This window comes from Streptococcus mitis, from assembly GCF_008763935.1.
GTDB classification, from domain to species: Bacteria; Bacillota; Bacilli; order Lactobacillales; family Streptococcaceae; genus Streptococcus; species Streptococcus mitis_DB.
On the sequence record NZ_VTQF01000002.1, the window covers coordinates 1 to 26,109 of the forward strand.

The 26,109-nt window shown below is 42.3% G+C and carries 25 protein-coding genes, 17 tRNA genes, 1 pseudogene and 1 riboswitch; of the genes and pseudogenes, 36 read left to right on the forward strand and 7 right to left on the reverse strand.

Annotated features, from left to right (window positions below; all coding sequences use genetic code 11):
* Positions 1-63: 63 nt before the first annotated feature.
* The 17 genes from F9B91_RS02580 (at position 64) to F9B91_RS02660 (ending at position 1,565) form a co-directional block, all read left to right on the forward strand.
* Positions 64-136: transfer RNA gene (locus F9B91_RS02580), tRNA-Val, on the forward strand.
* A gap of 2 nt (positions 137-138) precedes the next feature.
* Positions 139-211, forward strand: a tRNA-Asp gene (locus F9B91_RS02585).
* A gap of 23 nt (positions 212-234) precedes the next feature.
* Positions 235-307, forward strand: a tRNA-Lys gene (locus F9B91_RS02590).
* 5 nt (positions 308-312) lie between these two features.
* Positions 313-394: transfer RNA gene (locus tag F9B91_RS02595), tRNA-Leu, on the forward strand.
* An 18-nt stretch (positions 395-412) separates the two neighbouring features.
* Positions 413-485, forward strand: a tRNA-Thr gene (locus F9B91_RS02600).
* A gap of 22 nt (positions 486-507) precedes the next feature.
* Positions 508-579: transfer RNA gene (locus tag F9B91_RS02605), tRNA-Gly, on the forward strand.
* 7 nt (positions 580-586) lie between these two features.
* Positions 587-672: transfer RNA gene (locus F9B91_RS02610), tRNA-Leu, on the forward strand.
* An 11-nt stretch (positions 673-683) separates the two neighbouring features.
* Positions 684-757 (forward strand) — tRNA-Arg (locus tag F9B91_RS02615).
* A 15-nt stretch (positions 758-772) separates the two neighbouring features.
* A tRNA-Pro gene (locus F9B91_RS02620) sits at positions 773-846 on the forward strand.
* A 5-nt stretch (positions 847-851) separates the two neighbouring features.
* Positions 852-925: transfer RNA gene (locus F9B91_RS02625), tRNA-Met, on the forward strand.
* A 13-nt stretch (positions 926-938) separates the two neighbouring features.
* Positions 939-1,012: transfer RNA gene (locus F9B91_RS02630), tRNA-Ile, on the forward strand.
* A gap of 12 nt (positions 1,013-1,024) precedes the next feature.
* Positions 1,025-1,114, forward strand: a tRNA-Ser gene (locus F9B91_RS02635).
* Positions 1,115-1,124: 10 nt separating this feature from the next.
* A tRNA-Met gene (locus tag F9B91_RS02640) sits at positions 1,125-1,198 on the forward strand.
* Positions 1,199-1,201: 3 nt separating this feature from the next.
* Positions 1,202-1,274, forward strand: a tRNA-Phe gene (locus F9B91_RS02645).
* 19 nt (positions 1,275-1,293) lie between these two features.
* Positions 1,294-1,364, forward strand: a tRNA-Gly gene (locus F9B91_RS02650).
* 33 nt (positions 1,365-1,397) lie between these two features.
* Positions 1,398-1,471: transfer RNA gene (locus tag F9B91_RS02655), tRNA-Ile, on the forward strand.
* Positions 1,472-1,477: 6 nt separating this feature from the next.
* Positions 1,478-1,565: transfer RNA gene (locus F9B91_RS02660), tRNA-Ser, on the forward strand.
* A 184-nt stretch (positions 1,566-1,749) separates the two neighbouring features.
* On the opposite strand, the gene birA is transcribed toward F9B91_RS02660, so the two are convergent.
* Complete coding sequence (gene birA / locus F9B91_RS02665; RefSeq protein WP_084864558.1) at positions 1,750-2,685, reverse strand: bifunctional biotin--[acetyl-CoA-carboxylase] ligase/biotin operon repressor BirA; 936 nt, start codon at positions 2,683-2,685, stop codon at positions 1,750-1,752.
* Between the two features lie 282 nt (positions 2,686-2,967).
* On the opposite strand from birA, the gene F9B91_RS02670 reads away from it, so the two are divergent.
* The 5 genes and pseudogenes from F9B91_RS02670 to F9B91_RS02690 all read left to right on the forward strand — a co-directional run bounded on the left by F9B91_RS02670 (position 2,968) and on the right by F9B91_RS02690 (position 7,231).
* Positions 2,968-4,161, forward strand: a complete 1,194-nt coding sequence (locus tag F9B91_RS02670) for an O-antigen ligase family protein (RefSeq protein WP_084950229.1) — start codon at positions 2,968-2,970, stop codon at positions 4,159-4,161.
* A 144-nt stretch (positions 4,162-4,305) separates the two neighbouring features.
* On the forward strand, positions 4,306-4,749 hold the full coding sequence (locus F9B91_RS02675; protein WP_084950227.1) for a MarR family winged helix-turn-helix transcriptional regulator: 444 nt from the start codon (positions 4,306-4,308) through the stop codon (positions 4,747-4,749).
* A gap of 31 nt (positions 4,750-4,780) precedes the next feature.
* Positions 4,781-4,975: pseudogene (locus tag F9B91_RS02680) on the forward strand (polyketide cyclase); the annotation flags it as partial.
* Between the two features lie 14 nt (positions 4,976-4,989).
* On the forward strand, positions 4,990-5,718 hold the full coding sequence (locus F9B91_RS02685) for an ABC transporter ATP-binding protein (RefSeq protein WP_000575242.1): 729 nt from the start codon (positions 4,990-4,992) through the stop codon (positions 5,716-5,718).
* On the forward strand, positions 5,711-7,231 hold the full coding sequence (locus F9B91_RS02690; protein WP_125454890.1) for an ABC transporter permease/substrate-binding protein: 1,521 nt from the start codon (positions 5,711-5,713) through the stop codon (positions 7,229-7,231). Before F9B91_RS02685 ends, F9B91_RS02690 begins: the two co-directional genes overlap by 8 nt.
* A 136-nt stretch (positions 7,232-7,367) precedes the next feature.
* Here F9B91_RS02690 and F9B91_RS02695 read toward each other — a convergent pair whose 3' ends face one another.
* Entirely contained in the window at positions 7,368-7,904 is a 537-nt protein-coding gene (locus F9B91_RS02695) for a TetR/AcrR family transcriptional regulator (RefSeq protein ID WP_004235331.1), read from the reverse strand.
* Positions 7,905-8,036: 132 nt separating this feature from the next.
* On the opposite strand from F9B91_RS02695, the gene F9B91_RS02700 reads away from it, so the two are divergent.
* From F9B91_RS02700 to F9B91_RS02710, 3 genes are all read left to right on the forward strand, one after another.
* Positions 8,037-8,927, forward strand: coding sequence for a cation diffusion facilitator family transporter (locus F9B91_RS02700; protein WP_150922451.1), 891 nt, complete (start codon positions 8,037-8,039; stop codon positions 8,925-8,927).
* 333 nt (positions 8,928-9,260) lie between these two features.
* A complete protein-coding gene (nmlR, locus tag F9B91_RS02705; RefSeq protein ID WP_001022624.1) occupies positions 9,261-9,614 on the forward strand; it encodes a stress response transcriptional regulator NmlR in 354 nt (117 codons plus the stop codon).
* Positions 9,615-10,652, forward strand: coding sequence for a zinc-binding dehydrogenase (locus F9B91_RS02710; RefSeq protein ID WP_150922452.1), 1,038 nt, complete (start codon positions 9,615-9,617; stop codon positions 10,650-10,652).
* A gap of 67 nt (positions 10,653-10,719) precedes the next feature.
* On the opposite strand, the gene galR is transcribed toward F9B91_RS02710, so the two are convergent.
* Complete coding sequence (gene galR, locus F9B91_RS02715) at positions 10,720-11,721, reverse strand: DNA-binding transcriptional regulator GalR (RefSeq protein WP_004259105.1); 1,002 nt, start codon at positions 11,719-11,721, stop codon at positions 10,720-10,722.
* Positions 11,722-11,885: 164 nt separating this feature from the next.
* Here galR and F9B91_RS02720 point away from each other — a divergent pair, with 164 nt between their 5' ends.
* The 3 genes from F9B91_RS02720 to F9B91_RS02730 all read left to right on the forward strand — a co-directional run bounded on the left by F9B91_RS02720 (position 11,886) and on the right by F9B91_RS02730 (position 15,038).
* Entirely contained in the window at positions 11,886-13,064 is a 1,179-nt protein-coding gene (locus F9B91_RS02720) for a galactokinase (protein ID WP_150922453.1), read from the forward strand.
* Positions 13,065-13,082: 18 nt separating this feature from the next.
* Entirely contained in the window at positions 13,083-14,564 is a 1,482-nt protein-coding gene (locus F9B91_RS02725; RefSeq protein WP_150922454.1) for a UDP-glucose--hexose-1-phosphate uridylyltransferase, read from the forward strand.
* Positions 14,565-14,633: 69 nt separating this feature from the next.
* Positions 14,634-15,038, forward strand: a complete 405-nt coding sequence (locus tag F9B91_RS02730; protein WP_000651223.1) for a PaaI family thioesterase — start codon at positions 14,634-14,636, stop codon at positions 15,036-15,038.
* Between the two features lie 28 nt (positions 15,039-15,066).
* Here the strand turns inward: F9B91_RS02730 and F9B91_RS02735 are convergent, their stop codons facing one another.
* The 4 genes from F9B91_RS02735 to F9B91_RS02750 all read right to left on the reverse strand — a co-directional run bounded on the left by F9B91_RS02735 (position 15,067) and on the right by F9B91_RS02750 (position 18,488).
* Complete coding sequence (locus F9B91_RS02735; protein WP_150922455.1) at positions 15,067-16,329, reverse strand: nucleobase:cation symporter-2 family protein; 1,263 nt, start codon at positions 16,327-16,329, stop codon at positions 15,067-15,069.
* A complete protein-coding gene (locus tag F9B91_RS02740) occupies positions 16,329-16,910 on the reverse strand; it encodes a xanthine phosphoribosyltransferase (RefSeq protein WP_060805817.1) in 582 nt (193 codons plus the stop codon). The genes F9B91_RS02735 and F9B91_RS02740 overlap by 1 nt, the downstream gene beginning before the upstream one ends.
* Before the next feature lie 122 nt (positions 16,911-17,032).
* A riboswitch (purine riboswitch) is annotated at positions 17,033-17,128 on the reverse strand.
* A gap of 134 nt (positions 17,129-17,262) precedes the next feature.
* Complete coding sequence (locus F9B91_RS02745; protein ID WP_150922456.1) at positions 17,263-17,649, reverse strand: bleomycin resistance protein; 387 nt, start codon at positions 17,647-17,649, stop codon at positions 17,263-17,265.
* Positions 17,650-17,660: 11 nt separating this feature from the next.
* The gene (locus F9B91_RS02750; RefSeq protein WP_150922457.1) at positions 17,661-18,488 is read right to left on the reverse strand and encodes an exodeoxyribonuclease III; all 828 of its coding nucleotides are present in this window, start codon (positions 18,486-18,488) and stop codon (positions 17,661-17,663) included.
* 218 nt (positions 18,489-18,706) lie between these two features.
* Here F9B91_RS02750 and F9B91_RS02755 point away from each other — a divergent pair, with 218 nt between their 5' ends.
* The 8 genes from F9B91_RS02755 to F9B91_RS02790 all read left to right on the forward strand — a co-directional run bounded on the left by F9B91_RS02755 (position 18,707) and on the right by F9B91_RS02790 (position 26,068).
* Positions 18,707-19,606 (forward strand): CPBP family intramembrane glutamic endopeptidase, encoded by a 900-nt coding sequence (locus tag F9B91_RS02755; protein ID WP_150922458.1) that lies wholly within the window; start codon positions 18,707-18,709, stop codon positions 19,604-19,606.
* Positions 19,590-19,877 carry an autorepressor SdpR family transcription factor gene (locus F9B91_RS02760; protein WP_000006509.1) on the forward strand — a complete coding sequence of 96 codons (288 nt, stop codon included), beginning with the start codon at positions 19,590-19,592 and terminating at the stop codon, positions 19,875-19,877. Before F9B91_RS02755 ends, F9B91_RS02760 begins: the two co-directional genes overlap by 17 nt.
* Complete coding sequence (locus F9B91_RS02765) at positions 19,858-20,499, forward strand: SdpI family protein (RefSeq protein WP_125442989.1); 642 nt, start codon at positions 19,858-19,860, stop codon at positions 20,497-20,499. Before F9B91_RS02760 ends, F9B91_RS02765 begins: the two co-directional genes overlap by 20 nt.
* Before the next feature lie 126 nt (positions 20,500-20,625).
* Positions 20,626-21,081 (forward strand): DUF3290 family protein, encoded by a 456-nt coding sequence (locus tag F9B91_RS02770; RefSeq protein ID WP_000675332.1) that lies wholly within the window; start codon positions 20,626-20,628, stop codon positions 21,079-21,081.
* Complete coding sequence (locus F9B91_RS02775; protein ID WP_000174453.1) at positions 21,078-21,713, forward strand: DUF421 domain-containing protein; 636 nt, start codon at positions 21,078-21,080, stop codon at positions 21,711-21,713. Before F9B91_RS02770 ends, F9B91_RS02775 begins: the two co-directional genes overlap by 4 nt.
* Before the next feature lie 54 nt (positions 21,714-21,767).
* Positions 21,768-23,513 (forward strand): ABC transporter ATP-binding protein, encoded by a 1,746-nt coding sequence (locus F9B91_RS02780; protein ID WP_024057623.1) that lies wholly within the window; start codon positions 21,768-21,770, stop codon positions 23,511-23,513.
* A complete protein-coding gene (locus tag F9B91_RS02785) occupies positions 23,503-25,245 on the forward strand; it encodes an ABC transporter ATP-binding protein (protein WP_150922459.1) in 1,743 nt (580 codons plus the stop codon). Before F9B91_RS02780 ends, F9B91_RS02785 begins: the two co-directional genes overlap by 11 nt.
* A 130-nt stretch (positions 25,246-25,375) precedes the next feature.
* A complete protein-coding gene (locus F9B91_RS02790) occupies positions 25,376-26,068 on the forward strand; it encodes a sugar transferase (protein ID WP_000922210.1) in 693 nt (230 codons plus the stop codon).
* Positions 26,069-26,109: the final 41 nt, after the last annotated feature.

The window sequence follows — 26,109 nt, forward strand, 5'->3', positions numbered from 1 at the left end:
CCCTAGAACGCCGGAAGTAGTTGGGGGTTGCCCCCTGTGAGATATGGAAGTCGCTTAGCTTTAGGGAGTTTAGCTCAGCTGGGAGAGCATCTGCCTTACAAGCAGAGGGTCAGCGGTTCGATCCCGTTAACTCCCATAGGTCCCGTAGTGTAGCGGTTATCACGTCGCCCTGTCACGGCGAAGATCGCGGGTTCGATTCCCGTCGGGACCGTTAGAATAACGTAAGTTATTTTAGACTCGTTAGCTCAGTTGGTAGAGCAATTGACTTTTAATCAATGGGTCACTGGTTCGAGCCCAGTACGGGTCATATATGCGGGTTTGGCGGAATTGGCAGACGCACCAGATTTAGGATCTGGCGCTTAACGGCGTGGGGGTTCAAGTCCCTTAACCCGCATTAAGATATAATAAATGAGCCGGCTTAGCTCAGTTGGTAGAGCATCTGATTTGTAATCAGAGGGTCGCGTGTTCAAGTCATGTAGCCGGCATTTTTAGATAGAAGAAAACAGTGCGAACGTAGTTCAGTGGTAGAACACCACCTTGCCAAGGTGGGGGTCGCGGGTTCGAATCCCGTCGTTCGCTTAGAGAGGCCGGGGTGGCGGAACTGGCAGACGCACAGGACTTAAAATCCTGCGATTGGTAACGATCGTACCGGTTCGATTCCGGTCCTCGGCATAATATAATGAGCACCCTTAGCTCAACTGGATAGAGTACCTGACTACGAATCAGGCGGTTAGAGGTTCGACTCCTCTAGGGTGCATTTTTCTTTTTAACTCGGGAAGTAGCTCAGCTTGGTAGAGTACTTGGTTTGGGACCAAGGTGTCGCAGGTTCGAATCCTGTCTTCCCGATATATGGCGGTGTAGCTCAGCTGGCTAGAGCGTCCGGTTCATACCCGGGAGGTCGGGGGTTCGATCCCCTTCGCCGCTATAATGATCTTGTTGGACCTTTAGCTCAGCTGGTTAGAGCTCTCGGCTCATAACCGAGTGGTCGTAGGTTCAAGTCCTACAAGGTCCATTTGAATAGTATGGAGGATTACCCAAGTCCGGCTGAAGGGAACGGTCTTGAAAACCGTCAGGCGTGTAAAAGCGTGCGTGGGTTCGAATCCCACATCCTCCTTTTATATTAACGCGGGATGGAGCAGCTCGGTAGCTCGTCGGGCTCATAACCCGAAGGTCGTAGGTTCAAATCCTGCTCCCGCAATAAGGCTCGGTAGCTCAGTTGGTAGAGCAATGGATTGAAGCTCCATGTGTCGGCGGTTCGATTCCGTCTCGCGCCATTTTATTAATAGTATGTATGCGGGTGTAGTTTAGTGGTAAAACTACAGCCTTCCAAGCTGTTGTCGCGAGTTCGATTCTCGTCACCCGCTTTGAACTTTGTTCAATTACCAAGTTTTTAACTTGGGCGCGTAGCTCAGGTGGTTAGAGCGCACGCCTGATAAGCGTGAGGTCGGTGGTTCGAGTCCACTCGTGCCCATTAATAGGAGAATTACTCAAGAGGCTGAAGAGGACGGTTTGCTAAATCGTTAGGTCGGGTAACTGGCGCAAGGGTTCGAATCCCTTATTCTCCGTTTTATTGAGAGTTTATAACTCTTTTTTTGTATTTTTAAGAATTGTAGAATAAAAACTTCAGATTTGTAAAACTTAATTGGATTACTTATCTGAAGTTTTTTGCGCTCTTTGTCAACTGTAGTGGGCTGCAGAAAAGCTAAAATCTTTATATATTGTCGATTTTATGGTTGTTCTCGTTTATTATTACTTCCAATTCTTGAGTGAAATTTCTCCGCTATTGAGCCAGATTTCTTTTCCGTTATCACATTGAACTAAAAGTTTGCCATTTTCTGAGATATCTTTAGCAAGTCCCTTGTGGTCTTTTTGATCTAGTGTGAAAGTCACTTCTTTTCCTAGAACGAATGACTGTTTTTTATATAGGTATAATAACTCATCTGCTGGCGTTTTGAAGAAAGAACGCCAGATTTCTATGATTAATTCATTTCTGGTAATAGGTGCTGGAGCTTTGAATAAACTAGCAGCTTTTTCTTTTAATTCTTGAGGGAAGTCTTTAATAGTAAAGTTGATTCCTACTCCAATAATGATATCTGTGACTAAGCCAGTTTCTACAGAGGTCATTGCTTCAGTGAGGATTCCTCCAATTTTATGATTTTTGAGGTAGATATCATTGACCCATTTTATGTCGACATCTATTAAAGTTAGGTTCTTAATGGCTTTGTAGATAGCTCCTGCTACAAGTAGTGTGTAGGATGGTAATTTGTCATAGGGAAGATTTGGTTTGAGATGGAGTGTCATATAAATGCCACCTTGTGGGGAGTAGAAAGAACGTTGAAAACGGCCACGGCCAGCTGTTTGATAGGAAGCTAGATAGAGGGTGTTTGCTTCATTTCCTAAATCAATTGCTTCTTTTGCATCGAGTTGTGTTGATCTTGTTTCGGGTTTAAAACTGATTTTAATTGGAAGATTTTGTTCTAGAAGTTCTGGAAGAATAAGGTCTCCATTCACCAGTTTATAGCCTTTGTTTTTGATACTATCAATTTCAATGCCTTCTTGTTCTAAACGCTTGATGGCTTTCCAAATTGATGTTCTAGTCAGTGATAGTTCTTCTGCAATCTTTTCTCCGCTGATATAATCGGTTTCTTTAGCTAGAATTTGGTAGACGGCTTGGTAGGATTTCATAGTGTTTCCTTTCTTCAGATATTGTAAATGATTTAAATATAGTTTGGATAGTTGGTCAAAACCTTATTATATTACTACTATTTTAACATATACCTAGTCTTTACGGTATGATTTTCTTATAGTAAATCTAGTCATTAAGTTTGAGTTTTGAAATATCAGTATTTTTGCTCCCTTTTTTACCTAGTAAACGTTTCCTTTGTTTTCAAATTGCTAAAAAAGTGGTACAATAAAGGGTAGCTTACTATTATCTGAATCAACTGATTTGGAGAGAAAGGATTCATTTTGAAATCAATAGGCTTTATTGAAAAGCTGAAAGGGTTGTCTAGTAAAGAGCTGATTTTATTGGGAATTATCCTGAGTATCTTTTTACCCTTTTATCTTTTTGTAGTTGTATTCTGTTTATATATTATCAGTTTAATTTTCACAGGAGACATGAAAAGTATTCTTCAGAAAATGGGGGAGCATCCGATGCTACTTCTTTTTCTTGGCTATAGTACTGTTATATCCGTTTTTGCACAAAATTGGATGGGAGTTGTGGCCTCAGTAGGAATTTTTCTATTTACTGTTTTCTTTTTGCATTATCAGTCGATTTTATCACATAAATTCTTTCGATTGATTTTGCAGCTCGTCTTGTTTGGTAGCGTATTATCAGCTGCTTTTGCGAGTTTAGAACATTTCCAAATTGTGAAGAAATTCAACTATGCTTTTCTTTCACCCAATATGCAGGTCTGGCATCAGAATCGTGCAGAAGTGACCTTCTTTAATCCTAATTATTATGGAATTATTTGTTGTTTCTGTATCATGATTGCTTTCTATCTGTTTACAACGACCAAGTTGAATTGGTTGAAAGTATTCTGTGTGTTTGCAGGCTTTGTTAATCTCTTTGGATTGAACTTTACTCAAAATCGAACTGCCTTTCCTGCTATTATCGCTGGAGCAATCATCTATCTCTTTACGACCATTAAAAACTGGAAGGCCTTTTGGCTTAGTATTGGGGTCTTCGCGATTGGCTTGAGTTTCCTCTTTTCTAGTGATTTGGGAGTTCGGATGGGGACTTTGGATTCTTCTATGGAAGAGCGCATTTCTATCTGGGATGCTGGGATGGCCTTGTTTAAGCAAAATCCTTTTTGGGGTGAGGGGCCATTGACCTACATGCACTCTTATCCTAGGATAAATGCTCCTTATCATGAACATGCTCACAGTCTATATATCGATACGATTCTGAGTTACGGAATTGTGGGGACTATTTTATTAGTTTTGTCTTCTGTTGCTCCTGTTCGATTGATGATGGATATGAGTCAGGAGTCGGGGAAACGTCCGATTATCGGTCTTTATCTGTCTTTCCTTACAGTGGTTGCTGTACATGGAATTTTTGACTTGGCCCTCTTCTGGATTCAGTCAGGTTTCATTTTCTTACTAGTTATGTGCAGTATTCCGTTGGAGCATCGAACTTTGGTATCGGACATGACGGATTAAGTTTATAAGATTAAAATCTTCTATCTTGGGTAGGAGATTTTTTTACTGGGAAAAATTATTTCCAAATCGAAATAGTTGACAGTTAGAACGATGAGTGTTACAATTGTTTTATTCTTTTCGATATCGAAATAAATTGGAGGTGTTATGAAGGATAGTCATTTGCTAGCCCATCATATTCGTTTGTTGAATGGGCGGATTTTTCAAAAGTTACTGAGCCAAGACCCTGAAGCTCTTTATCGGAGTGAGCAGGGCAAGATTTTAGCGGTTTTATGGAATAGTGAAACTGGCTGTGCAACTGCAACAGATATTGCGCTTGCGACTGGGCTTGCTAATAATACGCTAACAACTATGATAAAAAAGCTAGAGGAACAAAATCTTGTAACTGTTAGTCCATGCGGGGAAGACAAGCGTAAGAAGTATCTAGTTTTAACAGATTTGGGGCAGTCCCAGAAAGAAGTGGGACATCGTGTCAGTCAGAAATTGGATACGATCTTTTACAAAGGATTTTCAGAGGAAGAAATTCGGCAGTTTGAAGCCTTTCAAGAAAGAATTTTGGCTAATCTGAAAGAGAAGGAAAATGAGGTTTAAAATGGAGCAAATTAGCTGTTTATAAGTAAAGGTCACTTTTGACCTTGTTTTCCAACTCTTAGGACAAGGAAACTATGTGGTTAGCTATGGTCAGAATCAGATTGGTGGAGTTGCCTATGCCCAGTACGATATCTTCCGTCTAGAAAACGGGAAAATTGTGGAGCATTGGGACAATAAGGAAGTCATGCCTAAGGTAGAAGACTTGACCAATCGAGGGAAGTTTTAAATTGAGGATACAGAATGATTGAATACAAAAATGTAGCTTTACGTTACACAGAAAAAGATGTCTTGAGAGATGTTAATTTACGGATTGAGAATGGAGAGTTTATGGTTTTAGTTGGGCCATCTGGGTCCGGTAAGACGACCATGGTCAAGATGATTAACCGTCTCTTGGAACCGACTGATGGAAATATTTTTATGGATGGCAAGCGCATCAAAGACTATGATGAGCGTGAACTTCGTCTTTCTACTGGTTATGTTTTACAGGCTATTGCTCTATTTCCTAATCTAACGGTCGCGGAAAATATTGCCCTGATTCCTGAGATGAAGGGATGGACTAAGGAAGAAATTGCTCAGAAAACAGAAGAGCTTTTGGCTAAGGTTGGTTTACCAGTAGCTGAGTATGGACATCGCTTACCTAGTGAACTATCTGGTGGAGAACAGCAACGGGTTGGTATTGTCCGTGCTATGATTGGTCAGCCTAAGATTCTCCTCATGGATGAACCTTTTTCAGCCTTGGATGCTATTTCTCGCAAACAGTTGCAGGCTCTGACTAAGGAATTGCATAAAGAGTTTGGGATGACAACTATTTTTGTAACCCATGATACGGATGAAGCTTTGAAATTGGCGGACCGTATTGCTGTCTTGCAGGATGGAGAAATTCGCCAGGTAGCGAATCCCGAGACAATTTTAAAAGCGCCTGCAACAGACTTTGTAGCAGACTTGTTTGGAGGTAGTGTTCATGACTAATTTAATTGCAACTTTTCAGGATCGTTTTAGTGATTGGTTGACAGCTCTCTCTCAACATTTGCAGTTGTCACTTTTGACCTTGTTACTAGCTATTTTTATCGCGGTTCCCTTGGCTGTTTATCTTCGCTATCATGAGAAGATGGCGGATTGGGTCTTGCAGATTGCAGGGATTTTTCAGACTATCCCGTCTCTGGCCTTGTTGGGGCTCTTTATCCCCTTGATGGGAATTGGGACCTTGCCGGCTTTAACAGCACTAGTGATTTATGCGATTTTCCCGATCTTACAAAATACCATCACTGGGCTAAAGGGAATTGATCCGAGTCTGCAAGAGGCTGGGATTGCCTTTGGGATGACCAGATGGGAGCGTCTCAAGAAGTTTGAAATTCCGCTTGCCATGCCTGTTATGATGTCTGGGATTCGGACGGCAGCTGTCTTGATTATCGGTACAGCAACCTTGGCGGCCTTGATTGGGGCAGGGGGACTAGGTTCCTTTATCCTTTTGGGAATTGACCGTAATAATGCCAGTCTGATTTTGATTGGGGCACTTTCTGCTGCAGTGCTTGCTATTGCCTTTAACTTCCTACTAAAAGTGATGGAAAAGGCAAAATTGCGGACGATTTTTTCTGGTTTTGCCTTGGTGACAATATTGCTCGGTCTGTCTTATAGCCCAGCCCTCTTAGCTCAAAAAGAGAAAGAAAACTTGGTTATTGCTGGGAAATTGGGACCGGAACCAGAAATTTTGGCCAATATGTATAAGTTGCTGATTGAAGAAAATACCAGCATGACTGCGACTGTTAAACCAAATTTTGGGAAAACAAGCTTTCTTTATGAAGCTTTGAAAAAAGGCGATATTGATATCTATCCTGAATTTACTGGTACGGTGACTGAAAGTTTGCTGCAACCATCACCGAAAGTGAGTCATGAGCCAGAGCAAGTTTATAATGTGGCGCGTGATGGCATTGCCAAACAGGATCATCTATCCTATCTCAAACCCATGTCTTATCAAAATACCTATGCTGTAGCTGTTCCGAAAAAGATTGCTCAGGAATACGGCTTGAAGACCATTTCGGACTTAAAAAAAGTGGAAGGGCAATTGAAGGCAGGCTTTACACTTGAGTTTAATGACCGTGAAGATGGCAATAAGGGCTTGCAGTCAATGTACGGTCTCAATCTCAATGTGGCGACCATGGAGCCAGCCCTTCGCTATCAGGCAATTCAGTCAGGTGATATTCAAATCACGGACGCTTATTCAACCGATGCGGAATTGGCACGTTATGATTTACAGGTATTGGAAGATGACAAGCAACTCTTCCCACCTTATCAAGGGGCTCCACTAATGAAAGAAGCTCTTCTAAAGAAACATCCAGAGTTGGAAACAGTTCTCAATAAATTGGCTGGTAAAATTACTGAAAGCCAGATGAGCCAGCTCAACTACCAAGTCGGTGTTGAAGGCAGGTCAGCAGAACAAGTAGCCAAGGAGTTTCTACAAGAACAAGGTTTGTTGAAGAAATAGCTTGAAAAGCTAAACTCAACTTGGTTAAACGACTATATAGAAGAACGCTCAGACAATGTCGTCTGGGCTTTTTTGATTGTTGAAAAGATGAAAACTCAGTAGCCTAGAAATAAGGCAACTGAGCTCTACTCTGTATTCAATTTTTAGGAATGAGAAGGTCTAGATAAAACTGGACAACTTCCTGGTATGTAAAGTCTTGTCCTTTTTTGAGCCACCAGGTCAATGTCTCGATAAAGTTGGACACGACCAAGTGTTGGAGGTAAGAAGTAGGCAGATTAGTGTGGGCTTCTTTTAACTCATCAGCCAACATGGGATAGACATGGTGTTCTAGCTCTTTATGGAGTTGACGGAGGAAGTAGTCATTTTTGGAAAATAGCAGACTGGTAACATGGTCCTGGTTTTTCTGAAAATGTAAAAAGATATGTGCGAGGTAGTCCTCGGTAGTAAAGTGTCCTTCCCTTTCAAAGAGATGATGAAAGAGGTAGCGACAGAGCTCATCTAAAAGGAGTTCCTTGCTTTCATAGTGACAGTAAAAAGTAGAACGCCCAACATCTGCTAGGTCAATGATATCCTGAACAGTAGTGGCATCATAGCCTTTGTCGTTCAAAAGTTGTAAAAAAGCTTGATAGATGGCTTTTTTCGTCTTGCTGACTCGACGGTCTCTTTTTGGCATGTAGACACTTGAGACAAACTGTTCAGAACTGAACATGGCTGACAGTTTGCTTCTATCCTTTCTTTGAATTTTATTAGATAATACAAATGAAAGAAGTATGTATATACCCATTATACCAAAGGAGGGAGAGAAATGAGTTCTAAAACATCTATCTGGTTAGCTTTTTTCTTAAATTTAAGCTATGCGATTGTTGAGTTTATCGCAGGAGGAATCTTTGGTTCGAGTGCAGTTCTTGCTGATTCCGTTCATGACTTGGGAGATGCTATAGCCATTGGCATCTCAGCCCTTTTAGAAACAATTTCAAACCGTGAAGAAGATAGACAGTACACCTTGGGTTACAAACGTTTTAGTCTTTTAGGAGCCATGCTAACGGCTGTGATTCTTATGATAGGGTCTGTCCTAGTGATCTTGGAAAATGTCACAAAGATTGTTCACCCGCAACCCGTCAATGAGGAAGGCATCCTCTGGCTGGGAATCATTGCAGTAGCCATTAATGTGCTAGCAAGTCTGGTAGTTCGTAAGGGGAAAACAAAGAACGAGTCAATTCTTAGCCTGCATTTTTTGGAAGACACTCTTGGTTGGTTGGCCGTCATTCTAATGGCGATTATTCTTCGATTTACGGACTGGTATATCCTCGATCCGCTTTTATCACTAGTTATTTCTATCTTTATTCTGTCGAAAGCCATTCCTCGCTTTTGGAGCGCACTGAAAATTTTCCTAGATGCTGTGCCAGAAGGAGTCGAGACAAGTGATTTGGAGAAGGATTTAGAGGCTCTACCCAATGTCAACAGTGTCAATCAACTTAGCATTTGGTCCATGGATGGTCTAGAGAATAATGCTATTGTTCACATTTGTATCAAGGACTGGGAACAGATGATGGAAACCAAAGAAGTGGTGCGTCAATGTTTAGAAGAAAGAGGCGTGCAGAATATCACTATTGAAGTAGATAGCAGTCAAAGCAATCATGCGCAACATAAGCGGAGGGTAACAGCCTTAGGGCAATCCCATGGGCATCAACACTAGAAAAAGCGGCTGAGACAAAACTCAATTTCAAGAGAAAATGAAGTAAATCTTCATACAAAAAAACGTATAGTATCAAGGGTTTTCAATGTCTGATACTATGCGCTTTTTGCTTTTAAAGACTTTTTTTCCAGTTTCTTTGGTATCATATTTGAAAGACGCTTTCCCCAACCTCTTTCTTTGATTGATGAAAAGGTATGCTAATAAGAGAACTGATAATGATAAAAAATTTTTCGATTAGACGCAAAATGCTTGACTTGGAGTCAACTCAAAATTATATAATAAGATAAGTGAGTTAGAATAGCTTAAATTCAGTGAATGAGAGGAGGTTAGTGTATGAATATTAAATCTGCTAGTGACTTGTTGGGAATTTCAGCGGATACGATTCGGTACTATGAACGGGTTGGTCTTGTGCCACCGATTACTCGAACTGCAACTGGAATTCGTGATTTTCAAGATCATGATATTGAAGCTCTGGAATTTATTAAGTGTTTTCGTTCGGCAGGTGTCTCTGTAGATAGTTTAGTTGACTATATGTCTCTCTACCAAAAGGGGGATGAAACGCGAGAGAAAAGGCTTGGTATTTTAGAAGAGGAAAAGAAAAAATTAGAGGAGCGCTTGTCTCAGTTACAGGTGGCTTTAAATCGCTTAAATCTCAAAATTAAACTTTACAAGGAAGGAAAAATTTAAATGAAATCAGCAGTATATACAAAGGCAGGTCAGGTTGGTCTTGCTACAATTGAACGTCCGCAAATTATAGACGCAGATGATGCGATTATTCGTGTAGTTCGTGCGTGCGTTTGCGGATCGGATCTATGGAGGTACCGTAATCCAGAAACGAAAGCTGGACACAAAAATAGTGGACACGAAGCGATTGGGATTGTCGAAGAAACTGGGGAATCCATTACGACGGTGAAACCAGGTGACTTTGTCATTGTCCCTTTTACCCATGGATGTGGTGAGTGTGATGCCTGTCGTGCAGGCTATGACGGGACTTGTGATCGCCATATTGGTAACAACTGGTCAGATGGTGTCCAGGCGGAATATATCCGATTCCATTATGCCAACTGGGCGTTGATTAAAATCCCTGGACAACCTTCTGACTATACAGAAGGCATGCTCAAGTCACTTTTGACACTTGCTGATGTTATGCCGACAGGCTATCATGCGGCGCGTGTTGCTAATGTTCAAAAAGGGGATAAGGTTGTGGTCATTGGTGATGGTGCTGTAGGTCAATGTGCTGTCATCGTGGCGAAGATGCGTGGTGCGTCGCAAATTATCCTCATGAGTCGTCATGAAGATCGTCAAAAGATGGCTCTGGAGTCGGGTGCGACAGCTTTTGTAGCTGAGCGAGGTCAAGAAGGTATTGCCAAGGTGCGTGAAATTCTCAGTGGCGGAGCGGACGCAGCACTTGAATGTGTTGGTACGGAGGCTGCTGTAGAACAGGCGCTAGGTGTCCTTCATAATGGAGGGCGTATGGGATTTGTAGGAGTCCCACACTATAATAATCGTGCTCTTGGTTCGACATTTATGCAAAATATCTCTGTAGCAGGTGGGGCAGCTTCTGCGACAACATATGATAAGCAATTTTTACTAAAAGCCGTCCTTGATGGTGATATCAATCCAGGCCGTGTCTTTACTTCAAGCTATAAATTAGAAGATATTGATCAAGCTTATAAAGATATGGATGAACGTAAGACCATTAAGTCTATGATTGTGATGGCCTAAAAAAGAAAATCCTAATGGAGATTTGAGACTCTCTATTAGGATTTTTTGTCATTTTTAATTTGTGGAGTTATGGCAGAGTACTCTCTCTCAGAGTCAGTCTGGTTCCCAGCATGGTCAGGCTAGGGATTTTGCGACCGTGGAGTACTTCTTTATTAAGAATATCCATGCCTGCTCTGCCCATTTCTTCGGTATAGACGGTGATGCTGGAGAGGGGAGGATAGACTTGCTTGGTCAGGCTGGTGTCGTTAAAGGAAATAAGACTGACGCGGTCTGGCAGGTTGATTCCAGCTTCTTGGAGGGCACGGAGGGCACCGATAGCTAAACTATCGCTAGCTGCAAAAAATGCTGGTGGCAGTTGGTCTCCCAAACTCTGAATAGCCTCCTTCATCAAGTCATAGCCAGACTGGGCAGTAAAGCTTCCTTGAAAGACCAGTTCATCATGATAGATTCCCTTTGCTTGACTGTAGTTTCTAAAATTTTCCAGTCGCTTATCCTCAATGATTTCTTCTTGGTCGGTTGTTTCTTCAAGGCCTGTTAGAATCCCGATGCGGTCCATCCCTTGGCTGAGAAAATAATCGACAACCTGTTTCATGGCAGTGTAAAAGTCTGTGATAATGCAGGTGTGTCCCAGCGAGAGGGTATCGCTATCTAGAAAGACAAGAGGCTTTTGGTATTCTTCAAAGGCAGAGATCTGAGCTCGACTAAACTTTCCGATGCAGAGAATCCCGATGACTTCCTCGCTCAGTGTAAAAGGATGGTCATTAAAATAGCGTAAAATATCATAGTCCAGTTCTTGGGCTCTTTTTTCTATTCCTAGGCGAATCTGGTAGTAGTAGAGATCGTCTAGCTCCCCTTGTTCGCTGACCCATTGGATAATGGCAATCTTTTGCTTGGGCTTGTGGGACTCGCCTGTCTTGAGGTGCTTAGTGTAGCCCAACTCTTCAGCAACGGTTAAAATACGGTGTCTGGTTTCTTCTGTAACAGATAGGCTCTGGTCGCGATTGAGGACACGGGATACGGTCGCGATAGAGACAGAGGCTAGCTGTGCAATGTCTTTTAAGGTAGCCATAAATCCTCCTTCTTTAAGGTTAGTATATCATATTTTTCTACTTTTTACTGATAGTTTAGTAAAAATTTAGTAAAAAGGATTGACCCTGGGAAATCCCTCGGATACAATAGAAGAAAACGATTACACGTTGAGGTGACTTAACGGACAGTCAAAGGAGAAATCATATGACACAACATCTTACTGCAGAAGCACTTCGTAAAGACTTTCTTGCTATTTTTGGTCAAGAAGCAGACCAAACCTTCTTTTCACCAGGTCGTATCAACTTGATTGGTGAGCACACAGACTATAATGGCGGTCATGTATTTCCAGCGGCCATTTCCTTAGGAACTTATGGGGCTGCTCGCAAACGTGATGACCAAGTCTTGCGTTTCTACTCAGCTAACTTTGAGGACAAGGGCATTATTGAAGTGCCTCTCGCTGACCTCAAGTTTGAAAAAGAGCACAACTGGACCAATTATCCAAAAGGAGTTCTTCATTTCTTGCAAGAAGCTGGACATGTGATTGACAAAGGTTTTGATTTTTATGTTTATGGGAATATCCCAAATGGTGCTGGTTTGTCTTCTTCAGCATCATTGGAACTCTTGACAGGGGTAGTGGCAGAGCATCTCTTTGATTTAAAACTAGACCGTTTGGATTTGGTTAAAATTGGAAAACAAACAGAAAACAACTTTATCGGAGTGAATTCTGGTATTATGGACCAGTTTGCTATCGGTATGGGAGCTGACCAACGTGCTATTTACTTAGATACTAACACTTTAGAGTACGACTTGGTGCCACTTGATTTGAAGGACAATGTCGTTGTTATCATGAACACTAACAAACGTCGTGAATTGGCGGATTCTAAATATAATGAACGCCGTGCTGAGTGTGAAAAATCAGTAGAAGAACTACAAGTGGCTTTGGACGTTCAAACCTTGGGTGAATTGGACGAGTGGGCTTTTGACCAATACAGCTATCTGATTAAAGACGAAAATCGTTTGAAACGTGCTCGCCATGCTGTGCTTGAAAATCAACGTACTCTTAAAGCTCAAGCAGCCCTTCAAGCAGGAGATTTGGAAACATTTGGTCGTTTGATGAATGCGTCACACGTTTCCCTAGAGCATGACTATGAAGTAACTGGTTTGGAATTGGATACCCTTGTTCACACAGCTTGGGCACAAGAAGGCGTTCTCGGTGCTCGTATGACAGGGGCAGGTTTTGGCGGATGTGCCATTGCTTTGGTGCAAAAAGATGCTGTTGATGCCTTTAAGGAAGCTGTTGGAAAACACTACGAGGAAGTAGTTGGCTACGCTCCAAGCTTTTATATCGCTGAAGTTGCAGGTGGCACTCGCGTCCTTGACTAGTCAAAAGGAGGCTCTATAGTGACCTTAGTAGATAAATTTGTAACACATGTCATTTCTGAAAGTTCATTTGAGGAAATGGATCGAATCTACCTGACCAATCGTGTCTTGGCACGAGTGGGAGATGGTGTTTTGGAAGTTGAGACGGATCTAGATCAATTGATTGACCTCAAGGACCAGCTGGTTGAGGAAGCCGTTCGATTAGAGACGATTGAGGATAGTCAGACTGCGCGTGAAATCCTTGGTGCTGAACTGATGGATTTGGTGACCCCTTGTCCGAGTCAGGTCAATCGTGACTTCTGGGAAACCTATGTCCACTCTCCTGAGCAAGCGATAGAGGATTTTTACCAACTCAGTCAGAAAAATGACTACATCAAACTCAAGGCCATTGCTAAAAATATTGCTTATCGTGTTTCATCTGATTACGGTGAACTTGAAATTACTATCAATCTCTCTAAGCCTGAAAAGGATCCCAAAGAGATTGCGGCAGCCAAGTTGGTGCAAGCTAGTAATTATCCTCAGTGTCAGCTTTGTCTAGAGAATGAGGGCTATCATGGTCGGGTCAACCACCCAGCTCGTAGCAACCACCGTATTATCCGCTTTGAAATGGCGGGTCAGGAGTGGGGGTTCCAGTATTCGCCCTATGCTTACTTTAATGAGCACTGTATTTTCTTAGATGGCCAGCATCGTCCCATGGCTATCAGTCGTCAGAGTTTTGAGCGTCTGCTAGCTATCGTAGAGCAGTTTCCGGGCTATTTTGCTGGATCTAATGCCGACTTGCCGATTGTGGGGGGCTCTATTCTGACTCATGATCACTATCAGGGAGGCCATCACGTATTTCCTATGGAATTGGCTCCCTTGCAAAAGACCTTCCGATTTGCTGGTTTTGAGCAGGTCAAGACTGGCATTGTCAAATGGCCAATGTCAGTATTGCGTTTGACTTCGGATTCCAAAGAAGATTTGATCAACTTAGCTGACAAGATTTTGCAGGAATGGCGTCAGTATTCAGATTCTGCAGTGCAGATTTTGGCAGAGACAGACGAGACACTGCATCACACCATCACACCAATTGCTCGTAAACGTAATGGACAATTTGAGTTGGACTTGGTCTTGAGGGACAATCAGATTTCTGCAGAACATCCTGATGGCATCTATCATCCTCACAAGGATGTCCAACATATCAAGAAGGAAAATATCGGCTTGATTGAGGTCATGGGCTTGGCAATCTTGCCACCACGTCTGAAAGAAGAAGTGGAGCAAGTCGCTAGCTATCTCGTGGGAGAAGCTGTTACAGTTTCCGATTATCATCAGGAATGGGCAGACCAACTTAGAGCCCAATATCCAGCCCTAACAGATAAAGAAAAAGCCCTTGAAATCGTCAAGGACTCTGTGGGTACTATCTTTGCGCGTGTACTTGAGGATGCAGGAGTCTACAAGCAGACGGAACAAGGGCAGACAGCCTTTATGCGCTTTGTGGAGCAGGTCGGAATTTTGCCAGACTAGGAGCTTTCTCCTTGCACAGTCCTATAAAAAGTAGTATCATAGTGTCGTTTGAAATATCAGGAGGAAACGATGAAAGATTTTCATTTTGACGCTATATCTGCCTTTGAAAATTACGAAATTGAACAAATGAGAGATGGTCACGTTGTGGTGACGACCAAAGTAGTGGACTCGTCTCTCAACTACTATGGCAATGCCCATGGTGGCTATCTCTTTACCCTTTGCGACCAGATCAGTGGTTTGGTGGTCATATCTCTGGGGCTTGATGGAGTGACGCTCCAGTCTTCTATCAACTACCTCAAAGCAGGAAAACTCGACGATGTGCTGACCATTAAAGGAGAATGCGTCCATCAAGGTCGCACAACTTGTGTAGTAGATGTCGATATCACCAATCAAGAGGGCAGAAATGTCTGCAAAGCAACCTTTACCATGTTTGTTACAGGCCAAAGGTCAGAAGACAGACAGGTAAGGATATAACATAAAAAGAGGCTCGCACCTCTTTTTCTTATTTCTTTTTATGATTTAATACGGCATTGAGGACAATAGCGAGTAGGCTAGCTACGACGATTCCGTTTGAGAAGAACATTTGGAAGGCTGTTGGCATGCTGACAAAGAGATTACTGTTGTTGAGTCCGACACCTGCAGCGATTGATACAGCTGCAATAAGGAAGTTGTGTTCATTGTTAGCAAAGTCAACACGAGCGAGAATTTGCATCCCTTGAATAGATACAAAACCAAACATCACCAGCATGGCACCACCGAGGACAGGGCTTGGAATGATTTGGGCAAGGGCGCCAAACTTAGGAAGGAGTCCAAGGAGAACCAGGAAACCAGCTGCGTAGTAGATTGGTAGGCGAGTCTTGATACCTGACAATTTAACCAAACCAACGTTTTGTGAAAATCCTGTGTAAGGGAAGGTGTTAAAGATTCCTCCGAGAAGAACGGCCAAACCTTCTGCGCGGTAACCGTTGCGAAGGCGTGTGCTATCGATTGGATCTTTCGTGATATCAGACAAGGCTAGGTAAACACCAGTTGACTCAACCATAGAAACCGTTGCGATGATACACATCATGATAATAGATGAGATTTCAAAGGTTGGCATCCCAAAGTAGAGTGGAGTTGGGACATGGACAAGTGGTGCTGCCGCAACAGGAGAGAAATCAACCAAGCCCATGCTGGCAGCAATGGCAGTTCCAACAACCAAACCAATCAAAATAGAGATAGACTTGATAAATCCTTTGGTAAAGATGTTGATCAAGAGGATAATCAGAACAGTGATAGCTGCAAGCAAGAGACTTTGACCAGTTGGTTCTGGAACGTTATTTCCCATATTTCCAATAGCAACAGGAATCAAGGTTAAACCAATCGTGGTAATAACAGATCCTGTTACGATAGATGGGAAGAGATTGGCCACTTTTGAGAAGATGCCTGAAACAAGAACCACGTAAATCCCTGATGCGATAAGGGCACCAAACATAGCACCACTACCATGGCTTTGCCCAATCATAATCAAGGGAGCTACCGACTGGAAGGCAACTCCAAGAACGACTGGAAGTCCAATCCCAAAGTATTTGTTGAGTTGGAGTTGGAGGAAGGTTGCCACACCACACATGAAGATATCTGTGGAAATCAGGTAGGTCAACTGCTCAGTCGAATAGCCAAGGGCTGTCGCAATCATGATAGGAACCAGAATGGACCCTGAGTACATGGCTAGTAAGTGTTGCAAGCCAAGAACGGCTGCTTGCGAATGTTTTTCTTGAGTTTGCATTAGAGATCTGCCTCCTTAAAAATAACTTGACCATTTTCAAAACGATCCAAGCGAGCGAGTGATAGGACAGGATAGCCTGCTTTTTCAAGCAAATCACGACCATCTTGGAAAGATTTTTCAATCACGATACCGATGGCTTCGACTTTGGCACCGGCTTGTTCGATGATTTGAATCAAGCCTTTAGCAGCTTGTCCATTAGCAAGGAAATCGTCAATAATCAAGACCTTGTCCTCGGGTGAGAGGAATTTTCCAGCGATAGAAACGGTGCTGGTCACCTGCTTGGTAAAGGAGTAAACTTCGGCAGTTAAGATACCTTCGTTCATAGTGATGTTCTTAGCTTTTTTAGCAAAAATCATGGGAACGTTTAAGGCTTCAGCTGTAAAAACGGCAGGTGCAATACCTGACGCTTCAATGGTTACGACCTTGGTAATACCAGCAGAAGCAAATTTTTCCGCAAAAACCTTACCGATTTCTCGCATCAATTGATAGTCAACTTGGTGGGTTAAAAAGGAATCCACCTTGAGGATGTTATCACCCAAGATATGCCCATTCTTGAGGATGCGCTCTTCTAATAATTTCATAAGACCTCCTAAAGTCTAAAAGCCAATCCATTTGCTTGTTTAAAGTTTCTAGCAAGAAATAGAAAAAGGACCTACTTAATCTCTAAGTAAGTCCTCAAAATAGGCATGGCAAAAAAGGCCATACCTCAAGCTGACTTACTTATTGTTAGGTGTTCCGGCACCTTGTAGAAACATCGTGCCAATTCACGACATAAACAAGTAAAACGATATTTAATTTTAAATAGGCTTGAGCCAATGTTTTTATTTTACACTAAATAACTTTATAAATCAAATATTTTGTTAGTATTTTTGTTTGAAAAACGAACAAAAAAGAAACCTACAACGAGATACAGTATTGTAGGGTTCTATTATTCTATTCACTAAATCTTAAAAAATAACCATCAGGATCCAAAACTGCAAATTCATGTGGATATATAAAGCTATCTCCTACTCGAAATTCTCTTTTTGTCAGGGGACGATGGATAGGATGGTCAGCTTCCAGCAGTTTTTGGTGGAGCTGAGGAACATCTGCAATGCCAAAGGAAATATTGACACCGCGCCCGAAAGGATAGGTCAGCTGAGCTAATTCTTCTGCGCTGCCTTCTTCTAACATGAGCTGGCAGTCTTCAAGCGAGAGGAAGAGAAATTTCTCCTCGGGGCGCTCGTATTCGACAGAGAATCCTAGCAGGTCGCAGTAGAAGTGGCGTGATTTTTCGATGTCAGATACTACAAATTCAGGAATGACAGCTTGATAGTCCATTCGTTTTCTCCTTAGAGTTCAATCTCCATGACAATGGGTGTATGGTCTTGGCGCGCACCGGAGTCAATCATATCAGACTTGGTCACCTTGTCAGCCACGCGGTTGCTTGTGAGCCAGTAGTCGATTCTCCAGCCTGTATTGTTGATTTTAGAAGTCTTGCTGCGTTGTGCCCACCAAGTGTAGCGTTCTGGAACATCGCCATGAATATGGCGGAAGGTGTCGGTAAATCCAGTTGCCAAAAGGTTGGTAAATCCAGCACGTTCCTCGTCGGTAAATCCTGGTGAACGGCGGTTGCTGGCAGGATTTGCAAGGTCGATCTCATTGTGGGCCACGTTGTAGTCACCGGTTGCAAGGACTGGTTTTTCTTTGTCTAGTCCAGCCAAGTACTCCGCATATTTGATATCCCAGATTTGACGTTCTTCCAAGCGTTTGAGTCCATCGCCAGCATTTGGTGTGTAAACTTGGGTAACGAAAAATTTATCAAATTCTAGCGTGATGATACGACCTTCCAAGTCCATGGTAGAAGGGGCACCGATTTCTGGGAAAGTGACAGTGGGTGTGAGTTCTTTCTTATAAAGGAACATGGTTCCAGCATATCCTTTACGGGCAGGCTCTTGGGAAGAGCGCCACGTGTTTTCATACCCTGGAAAGAGTTCTTCTAAAATTTCCAAGTGTTTTTTTGTAGGCCCCTTGGCAGAAAGTTTGGTTTCTTGGATAGCAATGATATCAGCATTTTCAGCGACCAAGGTTTGTAGGACTTCTTGGGACAATTTGGCGCGAGCTGAGTCACTAGTTAGGGCAGCGTTGAGGGAATCAATATTCCATGAGATAAGTTTCATAAAGTTACCTTTTTCATTGAGATTATAGACTATATTATACCAAAAAAAGACGCATTTCCCCAACGTATGGTTTGAAAATTACTCTTTAGACTTTATCCTGAGAAAATAAAAATTCCCTAAACTATTTAGAAAAAAATCTAAATAGTTATTGTATTTAGAATGGAAAGGTGTATAATGTTATTTAGAAAAACATCTAAATAGAAAGTGACGTTACATATATGTCAAATAAGAGAACAATCCTTCTTTTTGTGGTCTTGGCTTATACCCTTGCTTGGATAATATGGTTGGCACTATGGCTAAGTGGTGTTGGTCTAAATTCTCCATGGAGTCAACTTGCTAGTATTGTAGCCATGTGGATGCCTGCACTTGCAGTCTTTATTTTAGGGAAAATCACGAATCAACCTAGTGGAATCAAATCTAAATTAGTTGTGAATCTCAAGAGCAACTGGCGCTTTTACTTACTAGCTATCTGGTTACCAGCTGTCATCAGTTTTTTAGGAGCGGGACTTTATTTTCTTGTATTCCCTAGCAATTTCAGCCTTGGTTTTGAATCTATTCAAGCCATCTTACAAGAAAAAGGTGTCTCTCAATCAACCGTTCCCTTATCTTTCTTGGCCTTGATTCAAATCCTAGCTAGTTTGACCTACGCTCCTTTTCTTAATAGTTTCTTTGCATTGGGAGAGGAAATTGGTTGGCGTGGCTATCTTTACCCAGCTCTAAGAGGACGCTTTTCACTAGTCCAGACTCATGTCTTGCTTGGTCTCATTTGGAGTATTTGGCATCTACCAATCAATTTGCAAGGCTATAATTATGGACTATCTTATTTTTCTTATCCCGTTTTGGGAGTTGTTGCTATGTTTCTATTTTGTTTTAGCCTAGGAATATTGTTGAGCTGGTTGTTGGAAAAGACAGGTTCTATCTGGGCTTCTGCCCTATTTCATGGGGCAATCAATGCAACTGCAGGTCTTGGGTTACTCTTCCAATTACCAGGAGAAAAAGTTTCAAGCCTCTTGATTTTAGGCCCATCACCGACCGGAATGCTATCAGTTCTACCTTGCTTATTCCTAGCCCTACTAATATTACAAAGGGAAAGGAGTCATTATGAGTTTTGCAAATAGTTTTAAAGCTTTATCTCATCCAGTTAGGAGAGAGATTTTAAATTTACTCAAAGCAGGTAGATTATCTGCAGGAGAAATTGCCAGTCAATTCGAGTTGACAGGTGCAACTATTTCACACCATCTCACGATTTTGAAAGCAGCGGATTTGATTCATGAAATGAAAGAAAAAAACTTTATTTATTATGAGTTAAATACATCGGTTTTAGAGGATATAATGGTTTGGCTAGCAGATCTGAAAGGAGATCATTTTGATGAAGATAAAAATCAATAAGAAATTGGTATTATTTACGAGCATTCTCATCCTACTACCTTCCCTTGTAGGTTGTGTTTTCTGGAATCAATTACCAGAGGAGATACCCACTCATTTTAATTTACTGGGTCAAGCAGATGGCTACAATCATAAAATGTCTGCTATCTTTGGATTACCTACTCTCATGCTTTTGATGCATTGGTTGCTTCTATTTTTAATGATTAAGGATCCTAAATCTAGCAATATCAGTTCAAAAATACAAGTTTTGATTTACTGGATTATACCTTTTGTATCTTGTCTATTAATGATTTCTATCTTCGGAGAATCTTTGGGTTATTCCATGATGAGTGGGCTACTAGCTCAGATTTTTATGGGAATCGTGATGATCGTAATTGGAAATTATCTACCAAAAACACACCGAAATTATATAATCGGTATTCGACTACCGTGGACCTTGGAGAATGATGAAAACTGGAGAAAAACGCATCGCCTAGCTGGAAAACTTTGGGTATTAGGAGGATTGTTGTTGTTTCTAAATTCCTTTGTGCAACTATATGTTTACTGGGTATTCTTCTTGACACTTTTCTTTGTAGTGATAATTCCTAGTGTCTATTCTTATCAATTATCAAAATCAGAATCTTGAAATAGCTACTGGAGTCATTAGTTAGAGAAGTTGGTCTGATATGTCTATTTCCCCAACGTATGGTTTGAAAAATCACCCTCTTTCGTTTATAATAAAGAATGATTTTATGAAAGGGAGTGAAAATAAATGAAATTTTACTCATATGACTATGTGCTTAGCCAAATCAGTCAACAAAATGGAATCATGATTGGCTTTGGGATTGTGCTCCTAGCTATCACAGGATTTTTTGCTTTTAAGGCCTATCGAGATAAAAAGGGGACTAAGTTTCGGGAATTGGTCATGATTTTGGCCTTGACCTTAGTAGCCATGCTTTTGGTGACAATTTCAAAATACCAGACCAATCAAGCCTCTAACAATCAATTTCAAACCTCCCTTCATTTTATAGAGGTTGTTTCCAAAGACTTGGGAGTGGATAAATCAGAAGTTTATGTCAATACTTCTGCAGCCACTGATGGAGCGCTTGTCAAGGTAGGTCCAAATTTCTACCGCGCCATGAACGGGAGCCAACCAGACAAGTATCTTTTAGAGAAATTAGAATTGAATCAAACAGACGCTATTGAATTGGTGGAGGTAAACAAATGACACTCAATTATATGGAAATTTTAATCAAACTGGCCTTGGGTCTTTTCTCTCTTGTTTTTGTTATTAATGTGACAGGAAAGGGGAATCTAGCACCTAACTCTGCTACAGACCAAATTCAGAACTATGTTCTTGGTGGTATCATCGGTGGGGTGATTTACAATAGTTCAATCAGCATTCTGCAGTACGCAGTGATTTTGATGATGTGGACGATTTTGGTCTTGACCCTCAAGTGGCTCAATAACAATGTTCGTTTTGTCAAACGCTTGATTGATGGAAAACCAACTCTCCTTATCAAAAATGGGCAGATTGACCCAGAAGCCTGTCGTTCAGTTGGTTTGTCTGCAGCAGAAGTTGCTCTCAAACTTCGTAGCCAAGGAATTTTCCAGATGAAGCAAGTCAAACGAGCTGTGCAGGAGCAAAATGGCCAACTCATCGTGGTCCAAATAGGAGATGAAAATCCTAAGTATCCAGTTGTGACTGACGGTGTGATCCAAGTCGATGTCTTGGAAACGATTGGCCGTAGCGAAGAGTGGCTGCTTGATAATCTCAGCAAACAAGGACATGACAATGTAGCCAATATCTTTATCGCTGAGTATGACAAGGGTGCGGTCACAGTCGTAACCTATGAATAAGAAAAACCTGGGGTCTTGGCCTCAGGTTTCTATTTGCAATCAGAAAGGGATGTTATGTCCATTATTCAAAAACTTTGGTGGTTTTTCAAGTTAGAAAAACGCCGTTATTTAGTCGGGATTGTGGCTCTGGTCTTGGTTTCCGTCCTCAACCTCATTCCCCCAATGGTTATGGGGAGGGTCATTGATGCCATCACATCGGGGCAATTAACCCAGCAGGACCTCCTTCTTGCCCTATTTTACTTGCTTCTTGCAGCCTTTGGGATGTACTATCTGCGCTATGTTTGGCGTATGTATATCCTTGGGACTTCCTACCGTTTGGGACAGATTATGCGCTCTCGCTTATTTGAACATTTCACAAAAATGTCTCCAGCTTTTTATCAAACCTACCGGACGGGGGACCTGATGGCACACGCAACCAATGATATCAATGCCCTAACGCGTCTGGCAGGGGGTGGTGTTATGTCTGCCGTGGATGCCTCTATCACGGCTTTAGTGACCTTGATGACCATGCTCTTTAGCATTTCGTGGCAAATGACCCTAGTTGCCATTTTACCCTTACCTTTCATGGCTTATGCGACCAGTCGTTTAGGTAGAAAGACTCATAAGGCCTTTGGTGAATCACAAGCTGCCTTTTCTGAACTCAATAACAAGGTGCAGGAGTCCGTATCAGGTATTAAAGTGACCAAGTCTTTCGGGTACCAGGCGGACGAGCTCAAGTCCTTTCAGGCAGTCAATGAATTGACCTTCCAAAAGAATCTCCAAACCATGAGATACGATAGTCTCTTTGACCCCATGGTTCTCTTGTTTGTTGGTTCCTCCTATGTTTTAACGCTTTTGGTGGGCTCTTTGATGGTTCAGGAGGGGCAGATTACCGTTGGGAATCTAGTTACCTTTATCAGCTACTTGGATATGCTAGTTTGGCCTCTTATGGCCATCGGCTTCCTCTTTAATATCACTCAGCGAGGCAAGGTTTCCTACCAGCGGATTGAGGAACTTTTGTCTCAGGAATCACCTGTACAAGACCCTGAGTTTCCTCTAGACAGTATTGAAAATGGGCGCTTGCAGTATGTCATTGATAGCTTTGCCTTTGAAAATGAGGAAACACTGACAAATGTTCACTTTAGTCTGGAAAAAGGGCAAACATTGGGCTTGGTTGGTCAAACAGGCTCTGGAAAAACGTCCTTGATTAAGCTCCTCTTACGTGAATACGATGTGGATAAGGGTGCTATTTACCTAAACGGTCATAATATTCGTGACTATCGTCTGACAGATCTTCGTAGTCTTATGGGCTATGTTCCTCAGGACCAGTTCCTCTTTGCGACTTCTATTTTAGACAATATCCGATTTGGCAATCCTAACTTGCCCCTTTCAGCGGTCGAGGAAGCGACTAAGCTAGCTCAAGTTTATCAAGACATTGTAGACATGCCTCAAGGATTTGATACACTGATTGGTGAAAAGGGAGTCAGTCTTTCTGGAGGTCAAAAGCAGCGTCTGGCCATGAGTCGAGCTATGATTTTAGACCCTGATATCTTGATTTTAGACGATTCTTTGTCCGCCGTGGATGCCAAGACAGAGTATGCGATTATCGACAACCTCAAGGAGACGCGAAAGGACAAGACAACCATTATTACGGCTCATCGCCTCAGTGCAGTTGTCCATGCAGATCTAATCTTGGTTCTGCAAAATGGTCAAATTATTGAACAGGGCACACACGAAGACTTGCTAGCTTTGGATGGCTGGTATGCCCAAACCTATCAGTCTCAGCAGCTGGAAATGAAAGGAGAAGAAGATGCAGAATAAACGAGAACAATGGGCTGTATTGAAGCGCTTGATGTCCTATCTCAAGCCTTACGGCCTTCTGACTTTTTTGGCACTCAGTTTTCTCCTAGCGACGACGGTCATCAAAAGTGTCATTCCCCTTGTGGCTTCCCACTTTATCGACCAGTATCTCAGCAATCTCAACCGACTCGCTGTGACCGTTTTGCTGGCCTACTATGGCCTTTATATCCTACAAACTCTGGTCCAGTATGTCGGCAATCTTCTCTTTGCGCGGGTGTCTTACAGTATTGTTAGGGATATTCGTCGAGATGCCTTTGCCAATATGGAGAAGCTGGGCATGTCTTATTTTGACAAGACGCCAGCAGGTTCCATCGTCTCTCGTTTGACCAATGATACTGAGACCATCAGCGATATGTTTTCAGGGATTTTATCTAGCTTTATCTCAGCAGTTTTCATTTTTCTGACAACCCTTTATACCATGTTGGTGTTGGATTTTCGTTTGACTGCTTTAGTCTTGCTCTTTCTCCCCTTGATTCTCCTTTTGGTCAATCTCTATCGGAAAAAATCAGTGAAAATCATTGAGAAAACCAGAAGTCTCTTGTCAGATATCAATAGCAAGCTGGCTGAAAACATCGAGGGAATCAGGATTATCCAGGCCTTTAATCAAGAGAAGCGCCTGCAGGCGGAATTTGATGAGATCAACCGAGAACACTTGGTCTATGCCAACCGTTCTGTAGCCTTGGATGCCCTCTTTTTGAGACCTGCCATGAGTTTGCTGAAACTCTTAGGTTATGCGGTCTTGATGGCTTATTTTGGCTATCGTGGCCTTTCTATCGGGATAACAGCAGGAACCATGTATGCCTTTATCCAGTATATCAATCGTCTCTTTGACCCCTTGATTGAAGTAACGCAAAACTTTTCAACCCTTCAAACTTCTATGGTTTCTGCAGGTCGTGTCTTTGCCCTGATAGACGAGAGGACCTATGAGCCTCTTCAAGAAAATGGCCAGGCTAAAGTCAAAGAAGGCAATATCCGTTTTGAACATGTGTGTTTCTCGTATGACGGTAAACATCAGATTCTGGATGATATTTCCTTTTCGGTTAACAAGGGTGAAACCATTGCATTTGTAGGCCATACAGGTTCAGGGAAATCTTCGATTATTAATGTCCTCATGCGCTTTTATGAATTCCAGTCAGGGCGAGTTCTCTTGGATGATGTGGATATCAGGGACTACAGTCAGGAAGAGTTGAGAAAAAACATTGGTCTGGTCTTGCAGGATCCCTTCCTCTATCACGGGACCATTAAGTCCAATATCGCCATGTACCAAGACATTAGTGATGAGCAGGTCCAGGCTGCGGCAGCCTTCGTGGATGCAGATTCCTTTATTCAAGAACTTCCTCAGGGATATGATGCACCTGTGTCTGAGCGTGGTTCGAGCTTCTCTACTGGTCAGCGTCAGCTTCTTGCCTTTGCTAGAACAGTCGCCAGTCAGCCTAAAATCCTGATTTTGGATGAAGCGACAGCCAATATTGACTCTGAAACAGAAAGTTTGGTTCAAGCATCGCTGGCTAAGATGAGACAGGGTCGAACAACCATTGCCATCGCCCATCGTCTTTCTACCATCCAAGACGCCAACTGCATCTATGTCTTGGATAAGGGGCGCATTATCGAGAGCGGCTCCCATGAGGAACTCTTGGCATTGGGAGGAACCTATCACAAGATGTATAGCTTGCAAGCCGGGGCCATGTCTTAATACTCTTTGATTTTCATTGAGTAAAAGAAGGAAATCCTTCAAATTACAGATTTCTTTCACCGCCTTTTCCATTTTGTGGTATAATGAAAAATGTTGACAAATAGTATAATAAAAACAAAGGAGAAACAGCATGCTGAAATGGGAAGACTTGCCCGTGGAAATGAAATCAAGCGAGGTTGAGTCTTACTACCAGCTTGTCTCTAAAAGGAAGGGTTCGCTGATTTTCAAGCGTTGCTTGGACTGGGTTTTGGCCTTGGTTGTACTGGTTCTGACCTCTCCGATCTTTCTCATTTTGAGCATTTGGATCAAGTTGGATAGCAAGGGGCCAGTGATTTACAAGCAAGAGCGCGTGACCCAGTACAATCGACCTTTCAAGATTTGGAAGTTCCGTACCATGGTGACGGATGCGGATAAAAAAGGAAGTTTGGTGACTTCCGCTAACGATAGTCGTATTACCAAGGTTGGCAATTTCATTCGCCGTGTCCGTTTAGATGAACTACCTCAGTTGGTCAATGTCCTAAAAGGCGAAATGTCCTTTGTCGGTACACGACCTGAAGTGCCACGTTACACAGAGCAGTATAGCCCTGAAATGATGGCGACCTTGCTTTTGCCAGCAGGAATTACCTCTCCAGCTAGCATCAACTACAAGGATGAGGACACTATCATCAGTCAAATGACGGAGAAAGGTCTGTCGGTTGACCAAGCCTATGTCGAACACGTCCTCCCTGAAAAGATGCGCTATAACCTCGCCTATCTCCGAGAGTTTAGTTTCCTTGGAGACATCAAAATCATGTTTCAAACCGTGTTTGAAGTGCTAAAATAAAGTAGTCATGAGAAAATGAGTACAGATAAAAGGAGCAAATC

Coding starts and splice junctions, on each gene's coding strand:
- F9B91_RS02755 (WP_150922458.1), top strand. CDS start 18,707: ATGTCAAATAAGAGAACAATCCTTCTTTTTGTGGTCTTGGCTTATACC.
- F9B91_RS02765 (WP_125442989.1), top strand. CDS start 19,858: ATGAAGATAAAAATCAATAAGAAATTGGTATTATTTACGAGCATTCTC.
- F9B91_RS02695 (WP_004235331.1), bottom strand. CDS start 7,904: ATGCCAAAAAGAGACCGTCGAGTCAGCAAGACGAAAAAAGCCATCTAT.
- F9B91_RS02760 (WP_000006509.1), top strand. CDS start 19,590: ATGAGTTTTGCAAATAGTTTTAAAGCTTTATCTCATCCAGTTAGGAGA.
- F9B91_RS02775 (WP_000174453.1), top strand. CDS start 21,078: ATGACACTCAATTATATGGAAATTTTAATCAAACTGGCCTTGGGTCTT.
- F9B91_RS02745 (WP_150922456.1), bottom strand. CDS start 17,649: ATGGACTATCAAGCTGTCATTCCTGAATTTGTAGTATCTGACATCGAA.
- F9B91_RS02735 (WP_150922455.1), bottom strand. CDS start 16,329: ATGCAAACTCAAGAAAAACATTCGCAAGCAGCCGTTCTTGGCTTGCAA.
- birA (WP_084864558.1), bottom strand. CDS start 2,685: ATGAAATCCTACCAAGCCGTCTACCAAATTCTAGCTAAAGAAACCGAT.
- F9B91_RS02740 (WP_060805817.1), bottom strand. CDS start 16,910: ATGAAATTATTAGAAGAGCGCATCCTCAAGAATGGGCATATCTTGGGT.
- F9B91_RS02750 (WP_150922457.1), bottom strand. CDS start 18,488: ATGAAACTTATCTCATGGAATATTGATTCCCTCAACGCTGCCCTAACT.
- F9B91_RS02700 (WP_150922451.1), top strand. CDS start 8,037: ATGAGTTCTAAAACATCTATCTGGTTAGCTTTTTTCTTAAATTTAAGC.
- F9B91_RS02785 (WP_150922459.1), top strand. CDS start 23,503: ATGCAGAATAAACGAGAACAATGGGCTGTATTGAAGCGCTTGATGTCC.
- F9B91_RS02770 (WP_000675332.1), top strand. CDS start 20,626: ATGAAATTTTACTCATATGACTATGTGCTTAGCCAAATCAGTCAACAA.
- F9B91_RS02675 (WP_084950227.1), top strand. CDS start 4,306: ATGAAGGATAGTCATTTGCTAGCCCATCATATTCGTTTGTTGAATGGG.
- F9B91_RS02730 (WP_000651223.1), top strand. CDS start 14,634: ATGAAAGATTTTCATTTTGACGCTATATCTGCCTTTGAAAATTACGAA.
- F9B91_RS02720 (WP_150922453.1), top strand. CDS start 11,886: ATGACACAACATCTTACTGCAGAAGCACTTCGTAAAGACTTTCTTGCT.
- F9B91_RS02790 (WP_000922210.1), top strand. CDS start 25,376: ATGCTGAAATGGGAAGACTTGCCCGTGGAAATGAAATCAAGCGAGGTT.
- F9B91_RS02690 (WP_125454890.1), top strand. CDS start 5,711: ATGACTAATTTAATTGCAACTTTTCAGGATCGTTTTAGTGATTGGTTG.
- galR (WP_004259105.1), bottom strand. CDS start 11,721: ATGGCTACCTTAAAAGACATTGCACAGCTAGCCTCTGTCTCTATCGCG.
- F9B91_RS02710 (WP_150922452.1), top strand. CDS start 9,615: ATGAAATCAGCAGTATATACAAAGGCAGGTCAGGTTGGTCTTGCTACA.
- nmlR (WP_001022624.1), top strand. CDS start 9,261: ATGAATATTAAATCTGCTAGTGACTTGTTGGGAATTTCAGCGGATACG.
- F9B91_RS02685 (WP_000575242.1), top strand. CDS start 4,990: ATGATTGAATACAAAAATGTAGCTTTACGTTACACAGAAAAAGATGTC.
- F9B91_RS02780 (WP_024057623.1), top strand. CDS start 21,768: ATGTCCATTATTCAAAAACTTTGGTGGTTTTTCAAGTTAGAAAAACGC.